Here is an 8,430-nt window from a genome sequence, read left to right on the forward strand (position 1 = left end):
AGTCCGCTGCAAAAAGGAGCGGATGGGTGAATCGCATAGACTGGACAGGAACGCAGCCGCCGAAAGCCACGGAGAAGGGCATCTGGGGGTGGATGTTCTTCGATTGGGCGGCGCAGCCCTTCTTCACCGTGGTCACCACCTTCATCTTCGGGCCCTATTTCGTCTCCCGCCTGACCGATGATCCGGTATCGGCCCAGACGACATGGAGCAACATGGCGACGATCTCGTCTGTGATCATCGCCCTGCTCTCGCCCGTTCTCGGCTCGATCGCCGACCAGTCCGGCGCGCGTAAACCCTGGATCGGCTTCTTCGCCGCCGTCAAGATCGCCAGCCTCTTCTGCCTGTGGTTTGCAGCTCCGGGATCGCCCGTCCTCTATCCCGTGATCTTCATGATCCTCGCCTCGATTTCGGCCGAGTTTTCGATCGTCTTCAATGATTCCATGATGCCTCGGCTGGTCGCCAGGCACGAGGTGGGCAAGCTCTCCAACACCGCCTGGGGGCTTGGTTATCTCGGCGGCATGATCGTGCTGATTGCCGTCGTCACGCTTTTGGCGGCAAGCCCGGAAAGCGGCAAGACCGTCCTCGGCCTCGACCCGCTCTTCGGCCTCGATCCCAAGACCGGCCAGGATGCGCGCATCACCGGGCCGATCTCGGCCGTCTGGTACCTGATCTTCATCCTGCCGATGTTCTTCTTCACACCCGATGTCACCAAAGGCGTGCCCTTCGGCGCGGCCATCCGCATTGGCCTGCGGGAACTGAGAAACACGCTCGGTGAACTCAGAGCACGCCCTGGCATCCTGAAATTCCTCATCGCCCGCATGATCTATCAGGACGGCGTCAACGGCTTGTTGATTCTCGGCGGCGTTTTCGCCGCCGGCATGTTCGGCTGGGCGACGATCGAAATCGGCCTCTACGGCATCATCCTGAACGTGGTGGCGATCCTCGGCTGCCTGATCGCCGGCCGCATCGACAGGAGCGTCGGGTCGAAGGTGACGGTCGTCATCAGCCTCACCATGCTGCTTCTCGCCACCATCGGCATCATCTCGACCGGGCCGGGTTACACCCTGTTTGGCCTGATATCGCTGCCGACGGCCGATTCCGGCGGTCTCTTCGGCACCTCCGCCGAAAAGGCCTATATCCTTTATGGCCTGCTGATCGGGCTCGCTTTCGGGCCGGTGCAGGCCTCGTCGCGCTCCTATCTCGCGCGCAGCGTCAGCCTTGAGGAAGCCGGCCGATACTTCGGCCTCTACGCACTTTCGGGGCGCGCCACGAGCTTCATGGCGACGCTGCTTTTCTCGCTGACAACCTATATCACCGGCTCACCGCGGCTCGGAATGGCAACGTTGATCCTGTTTCTCGCCGGCGGGCTGGTGCTGCTGTTCCGCACGCCCTATCCGGCCGATCAAGCCTGACAATTCTCCAGCCTGCGTCAGTGCCGGAAATGGCGCATCCCGGTGAAGACCATCGCAATGCCGTGTTCGTTGGCGGCATCGATAACCTCCTGGTCGCGCATCGAGCCGCCCGGCTGGATGACCGCCGTCGCCCCTGCGGCGATCATCGACAGAAGGCCATCGGCAAACGGCAGGAAGGCTTCGGAAGCAACCGCCGAACCATGCGTCATCGGCGTGGGGAGGCCGAGCGCCTTGGCGGCCTCTTCGGCCTTCAGCGCGGCGATGCGGGCGGAATCGACCCGGCTCATCTGCCCGGCGCCGATCCCGGCCGTCTGGCCGTCCTTGGCATAGACCACCGCGTTCGATTTGACATGCTTGCCGACCTTGAAGGCGAACTTCATATCCTCAAGCTCCTGCGCCGTCGGCGCGCGCTTGGTGACGATCTTGAGCTCCAGATCCTCGACCATGCCGTTGTCGCGGCTCTGGACGAGCAAACCGCCGGAAACGGTCTTTGCCGTCAGTCCTGGGGCGCGCGGATCGGGTAGACCGCCGGCAGACAGCAGCCGCAGATTCGGCTTACGGGCGACGATCGCCTTCGCCTCTTCGGTGACATCCGGGGCGATGATCACCTCGGTGAAGAGTTTGACGATCTCTTCGGCCGTTTCCGCATCCAATATCCGGTTGAGCGCGATGATGCCGCCGAAGGCGGAAACGGAATCGCAGGCGAGCGCCCGCTGGTAGGCTTCGACCAGGCTCGAGCCGGTGGCGACGCCGCAAGGATTGGCATGTTTTATGATCGCGCAGGCTGGCGCCTTTTCCGGCAGGAATTCGGCGACGAGCTCGTAGGCGGCATCGGTGTCGTTGATATTGTTGTAGGAGAGCTGCTTGCCTTGCAGCAGCACAGCCGTCGAGACACCCGCGCGCCTCTCGCCTGTGACATAGAAGGCGGCCTTCTGGTGCGGGTTTTCGCCGTATCGCATCTCTTCCTTCAGCACGCCGCCGATGACGCGGTGGCGCGGCGTGTCGATCGACAGCGCTTCGGCAAACCAGTTGGAAATCGCAGCATCATAGGCCGCGGTGCGCGCATAGGCCTTGGCGGCCATGCGCTGGCGGAAGGCATAGGCAGTCTTGCCGTCATCTGCCGAAAGCTGCTCCCTGAACTCGGCATAATCATTGGGATCGGTCAGGATGGTCACATAGGCATGGTTCTTGGCCGATGCCCGGATCATCGCCGGACCGCCGATGTCGATATTCTCGACAGTTGTCGGATTATCGCCGCCGGCCGCCCGCACTTCTTCGAAAGGATAGAGGTTGATGACGGCAAGATCGATGCCCTCGATGCCGTGCTTTTTCATCGCTTCCTGGTGTTCGCCGTCGTCGCGGATGGCCAGCAGGCCGCCATGCACCGTCGGGTGCAGCGTCTTGACGCGCCCGTCCATGATCTCGGGAAAACCGGTGATCTCGGAGACATCGGTGACATCAAGACCGGCAGCGGCGATCGCCTTGTAGGTGCCGCCGGTCGACAGCAGACGCACGCCTCTTTGGGACAATGCCTGGGCAAGGTCGACGATGCCGGTCTTGTCGAAGACGGAGAGGAGCGCGGTCCTGATTTCGACCTTGTCCGGGGCGGGGATTTTTTTGGAAATGACGGCCATTAACCTTCTCCGTTCGGGCTTCGGGAGATATCCGCTAGAGCATGCGGCCGAAAAGTATGAGCGGCTTTCGGACGAGATCCTGCCTTAGGGACGTTTCTTGCTGGCGCCGCGTTAGCACAGCTTTGCCGCCACGCAAACAGCGCTCATGCTCTGCTTTTCGATTTAATCCAGGATTCGAATTCCGGTTGGCGGTCCCGTCTAACCTTTACGCGACAGGAACCAGCGGATCTCCGTCTTCTCGGCCAGATCAAAATCGACCTCGATCTGGTCCGAGCCGCAAATGCCGGAGCTGTCGGCAAAGAAGACGTCCTCGGAAATCAGCACTTCATTGCCGGGCGCGGAAAACAGCCAGCTCTCACCGTCTGGCGCCGTCAGCAGTACGGACTCTCCATCGCTCTGCTGCAGAACGATCGAAGGATGGATATGAAAGCGGGCGACGGCCTTCAAAGGCTCGTCACTTTCATGTCCTTCGCGGACGATCAGCCGGTCGTGGCCAGTCACCATCGAGCCTGCGGCATTGAGCGTCAGCTCACGCTCGTGCAGCACGCCGAAGGTTTTGAGATAGCCGTCATGACTGAGTTTGATGCTGTCGCGCCCATCTTCGGTTTCGACACGTTCGACAGTGACGGTCCTCACCGGCTCGGTGATCGCGTGATTGAGGAAAGGCGAGTGCGAAAAACGGCTGGATGACGTGTCGTTGAGGATGACGGTCGAATGCGCCGCGGTCGTGCGCGCCATCTGCACATAGCGGTGCCCCGCAAATTTCGGCGAGCCGGAATTGACGATGAAGCGATGGCGCCCGGACGACATCTCGAAGGAGAGGCTGCCGGCATGCGCGGTCCGCAGCGCGCCGCCCGAAGGCGGCGTACCGGTATCGGCGATGATAATAGTCTTGCCCCCGGAAAGCCGCTGATAGCGCGACTGCGGCAAAGCCTTGAAGGGCTGGCCGGCGGTCTCGTCATATCTGAGCACCGACATCAGCTCGTTGGCGAGGGTCGAGGTCGCACCGTTGAAAAGCGCCAGGTCCCCGTCCTGATGGCGGAAGAATCGCAAGGCCGGATACATGCGGTCGATGCCGGAGATCAGCTTCTGCGGCAGATCATGGCCGAGATTGACGTAAGTCTGCCGCAACGGCAGCAGGTCGAGCAGCAGTTCCAGGCCGACGCGCGGGTTGCGCGAGATATGGCCGCCATCCGGCAGAATCTGGCTATCGAATTGGCGGTCGAGCGCCTGGGCCGCTCTTCGCAGCGTGGATGGACGTGCCGGCATGGCGACGGAGGCCATGGCGAGCGCGATGCGCAGGCGAAACAGCTCCAGGCCACCAAACGTATAGGGCGCCATGCGATGCAGGAACCTGACCTGGAAAGCCAGCGACTTCATGAAACGGCGATAAAAGCCGCGATCGGCGTTCTGCAGCACGACCGGCGAATGCGACAGCCAGGCAATCACGCGCTGGGCAGTGACGTCGGTCTCCCACGCAATTCCTTCCATGCGGCCGGCATGGATGGAAAGCCAGCTGTCGACGATCGCGCGGGCTGCGGCCGAACTGCGTTCCGTCTTGTGCGCCCGCATGTGCCGCAGCCAGCCGAAGCTGTGCAGGCGGATAGCAAAGGGCCGAGAGGGCAAGGTGAAGGTGAAGGGCGACTTGCCGTCCGTTTCCAACATGCGGCCGGCCAGGAGGAACCGTCCGTTGAGAATTTCGTCGGCCACATGCGGATCGATGCCGCGAAGGTCGGTCGGGGCGACGATCAGACGCTCGGGCGGCTTGATAGAATGGCGAATGAGCTTCAGGCGCAGCAACGCGACGCGGCGCAAGGCGCGCCGCCAAGCCTCCCGAACATACATGCTCGCAAAACGCCGACCGGACTGCATATTCTATTGTCTATTGACCCTCGTGGTTAAGAATAGGTGAAAGGAAACCGATTTCATCGCCCGCAATGAATTAATTCGTGACAACGTTCGAATATAAGAAAATCGTTGCATGTCATTCGACGATATTCCGGCGTTTCGCAAAGAACGACAGACGTGCTGCGAGGGTGCAATCCTCGCCTCGCGCGGATTCGATCGATGTGTTTAAGCTTCTATCACGCCGCTCGCCGCAGCACCGCCGCGTAGAAGCCGTCGAGGCCGGAGGCGATGCCCTCGGGCATTTTCAGCATGGTTGGAAGCGTGCGGAATTCGCCGAGCGGCGTGAGCGCCGCTTCAAGGCCTGGCCAGTCGTCCGGGCTGATCGGAACGCGCTCGATTGCATCCGTATCGGAAAGAATGCGGGCGACCACCTCCTCGCCCTCGGCCGGATCGAGCGAGCAGTTCGAAAACACCAGCGTGCCGCCAGGCTTCAGCAAGGTCAGCGCATGACGCAGCAGCCGCTCCTGCAGCGCCGCGAGCCTGGCAATATCATCCGGCCCCTTGGTCCACAGCACGTCGGGGTGCCGGCGCGTCGTGCCGGTGGAAGAGCAGGGGGCGTCGAGCAGGATCGCATCGAAGCCTTCCGCCGGTTTGAATGTCGTCAGGTCCGCCGCGACCGTTTCCGCCTCGAGGCCGAGCCGGTCGAGATTCGACCGCAGCCGTCTGAGCCGGCTCTCCGATTGATCGAGCGCGGTCACCGCGCCGCCGGCAAGGATGAGCTGCGCCGTCTTGCCGCCGGGCGCAGCGCAGAGATCGGCGGCACGTTTGCCGGAGAGATCACCGAAAAGCTTGGCCGGAATGCTTGCGGCCGCATCCTGCACCCACCACGCACCGTCGTCGAAGCCCTCGAGCGAAGGAATGCCGCCATCGAAGGCGGCCAGCCGCACGCCGCCCGTCGGCAGGGCAACGCCGTTCAGCCGCTTTGCCCAGGCTTCGGCGTCGGATTTGACGGTGAGGTCGATCGCCGCAGGTTCGAGCTGCGATTGCGAGATCGCCAGCGCCGCGTCGCGGCCATAGGCCTTTTCCAGCCTCGTCAGGAACCAGGTCGGCATCGGCGGCACCTTGCCGATCTCCTCGAGCACCTCGTCCTTTTCACGGCCGAGCCGGCGCAGCACCGCATTGACCAGCTTGGCAAAGCGGCGATTGCGTGGATCCTGATTGGCCTGCTCGACGGCAAGATCGACGGCCGAATGATCCGGCACGTCGAGATAGAGGATCTGCGCAGCCCCGATCGCCAGAACATGGTGCAAAGCCCGCGCCCCCTCCGGAAGCGGCGATTCCAGCAGCGAGGCAATTGCGGCATCGATGCGCGGCAGATGCCGCAGCGTCGTGTTCAGAATGGCGCGCACAAGCGCCCGATCGCTTTCGCCAAGCGCCTTATAGGCCGGATTGCCATGTTCATGGTCGAGAGCGCCATCGAGCGGCAGCTTGCGGTCGACGACGGCGGCGAGAATTTTTGCGGCCGCCGCCCGGGCCTGCAGGCCGGGCTTTGCCGGCGCCGATCGGTCGGCCGAGGGTTTCTGTTCCCGGAATGGCTTTTTTGTACCTTCTGAATTCAAGACCACGGACCTTTTGGCGGTTGCGAACCACCGCGACCCGTATTCGGAACAGAGCGCGATTTGCGCGACGGATTAGCAGCACGCACCGGTCCCGTCGAGATAGTCATGCCGCCTTGCGCCATCTCCTGCAGCGCGGCAATGCGGTTTTCCGTGTTCGGATGGGTAGAAAACAGATTGTCCATTCGCTCGCCGGAAAGCGGATTGATGATGAACATATGCGCCGTCGCCGGATTCCGCTCGGCATCCTCGTTCGGCACATGAGCAGCCCCGCGGGCGATCTTTCCAAGTGCTGAAGCAAGCCAGAGCGGGTTTCCGCAGATCTCGGCGCCGCGGCGGTCGGCCGAATATTCGCGCGTGCGGCTGATCGCCATCTGCACCAGCATGGCAGCGAGAGGTGCCACGATCATGGCGACGAGGACGCCGATGAAACCGAGCGGATTATTGTTGTTGTCGCGGTTGCCGCCGAAGAAGAAAGCAAAGTTGCCAAGCATCGAGATCGCGCCGGCAAGCGTTGCCGTGATCGTCATGGTCAGCGTGTCGCGGTTCTGGATATGGGCGAGCTCATGCGCCATCACGCCTGCGACCTCCTCGGGAGACAGGGCGCTCAGCAGGCCGGTCGAGGCGGCGACAGCGGCATTTTCGGGATTGCGGCCGGTGGCGAAGGCATTCGGCTGGGGGCTGTCGTAGAGATAGACCTTCGGCATCGGCAGACCGGCATTGCGGGCGAGATCGCGCACGATCGCAAAGAATTCCGGCGCATTGCGTTCATCGATCTGCTGCGCGCGATAGGCCGCAAGCACCATGCGATCGGAATTCCAATAGGAGAAGAAATTCATGCCGGCGGCAATGAGGAAGGCGATCATCATGCCGCCCCGGCCGCCGATCAGAAAGCCGACGAACATGAAAAGCGCCGTCATGAAGGCAAGCAACATGGCAGTGCGAACGAGGTTCATTGCGAATCTCCATCTCCGATTTCGGCGCCGCAAGCTTTCAATCGCTCTGCCGGCGCATTATGATTTGGTTACTCACCCGCCATTTTCAATATTTCCGGCAGGAGAAGGCCATGCAGGAAGCCGACAACGACAATAGCCAAACGCCGACGGCGGAGGGATCGGAACCGCCGCGCAAGGTGCTGTCCCCGGCCGCCCAACGTGCGCTTGCCGAGGCTGAGGAACGACGGAAGAACCGGAAACCGCTGGAGCTGCCAACTGAGATCGGCGGCCGCGGCGGAGCCGAGCCCGCGCGCTTCGGCGATTACGAAATCAACGGGCGGGCAATCGATTTTTAAGCAGGATTGTCGGGCCCGAATCCGGGCCCTGTGCAGGCCGCCCGATATCAGCCGGCCCAGCGTAAAGTGAGCCGCCCCGGGACTCGGATGGTCGGAGCGGCCCCGTGTATCAGGCGGTCGCCTTGTTCTGCCGGTTGGCGATCAGGTCATCGACAACGGCCGGATCGGCAAGCGTCGAGGTGTCGCCAAGCGCACCGAAATCGTCCTCGGCGATCTTGCGCAGAATGCGACGCATGATCTTGCCGGAACGGGTTTTCGGCAGGCCCGGCGCGAACTGGATCTTGTCGGGCGCCGCGATTGGCCCGATTTCGGCGCGCACATGTTTCACCAGTTCCTGGCGAAGCGTGTCCGAACCATCGTGACCCGACATGAGCGTCACATAGCAGTAAATGCCCTGGCCCTTGATCGCATGCGGGTAGCCGACGACCGCAGCCTCCGAAACCAGATTGTGCGAGACGAGCGCCGATTCCACCTCCGCCGTGCCGAGCCGGTGGCCGGAGACGTTGAGCACGTCGTCGACGCGGCCGGTGATCCAGTAATAGCCATCCGCATCGCGCCGGCAGCCGTCGCCGGTGAAGTATTTCCCCTTGTAGGTGGAGAAATAGGTCTGGATGAAGCGCTCGTGGTCG

General features: G+C 62.5%; 7 protein-coding genes. 2 read left to right on the forward strand and 5 right to left on the reverse strand.

The window, feature by feature from the left end; translation table 11 throughout:
• The first annotated feature begins 26 nt into the window (after positions 1–26).
• Positions 27–1,412 (forward strand): MFS transporter, encoded by a 1,386-nt coding sequence (locus GA0061105_RS26825; RefSeq protein WP_092753878.1) that lies wholly within the window; start codon positions 27–29, stop codon positions 1,410–1,412.
• Between the two features lie 17 nt (positions 1,413–1,429).
• Here the strand turns inward: GA0061105_RS26825 and purH are convergent, their stop codons facing one another.
• From purH to htpX, 4 genes are all read right to left on the reverse strand, one after another.
• A complete protein-coding gene (gene purH, locus GA0061105_RS26830) occupies positions 1,430–3,046 on the reverse strand; it encodes a bifunctional phosphoribosylaminoimidazolecarboxamide formyltransferase/IMP cyclohydrolase (RefSeq protein ID WP_092753880.1) in 1,617 nt (538 codons plus the stop codon).
• 198 nt (positions 3,047–3,244) lie between these two features.
• The gene (locus GA0061105_RS26835) at positions 3,245–4,918 is read right to left on the reverse strand and encodes a heparinase II/III family protein (RefSeq protein ID WP_064696409.1); all 1,674 of its coding nucleotides are present in this window, start codon (positions 4,916–4,918) and stop codon (positions 3,245–3,247) included.
• Between the two features lie 212 nt (positions 4,919–5,130).
• Complete coding sequence (locus GA0061105_RS26840) at positions 5,131–6,519, reverse strand: RsmB/NOP family class I SAM-dependent RNA methyltransferase (protein WP_092753882.1); 1,389 nt, start codon at positions 6,517–6,519, stop codon at positions 5,131–5,133.
• Positions 6,510–7,466, reverse strand: coding sequence for a zinc metalloprotease HtpX (htpX, locus tag GA0061105_RS26845; RefSeq protein ID WP_092753884.1), 957 nt, complete (start codon positions 7,464–7,466; stop codon positions 6,510–6,512). The genes GA0061105_RS26840 and htpX overlap by 10 nt, the downstream gene beginning before the upstream one ends.
• 110 nt (positions 7,467–7,576) lie before the next feature.
• Here htpX and GA0061105_RS26850 point away from each other — a divergent pair, with 110 nt between their 5' ends.
• A complete protein-coding gene (locus GA0061105_RS26850) occupies positions 7,577–7,801 on the forward strand; it encodes a DUF1674 domain-containing protein (protein ID WP_092753898.1) in 225 nt (74 codons plus the stop codon).
• 109 nt (positions 7,802–7,910) lie between these two features.
• Here GA0061105_RS26850 and GA0061105_RS26855 read toward each other — a convergent pair.
• Positions 7,911–8,430: AMP-binding enzyme (locus GA0061105_RS26855; protein WP_141130233.1), on the reverse strand; the 520-nt coding region annotated here is incomplete at its 5' end.

This window comes from Rhizobium aethiopicum (genome assembly GCF_900094625.1).
GTDB classification, from domain to species: domain Bacteria; phylum Pseudomonadota; class Alphaproteobacteria; order Rhizobiales; family Rhizobiaceae; genus Rhizobium; species Rhizobium aethiopicum.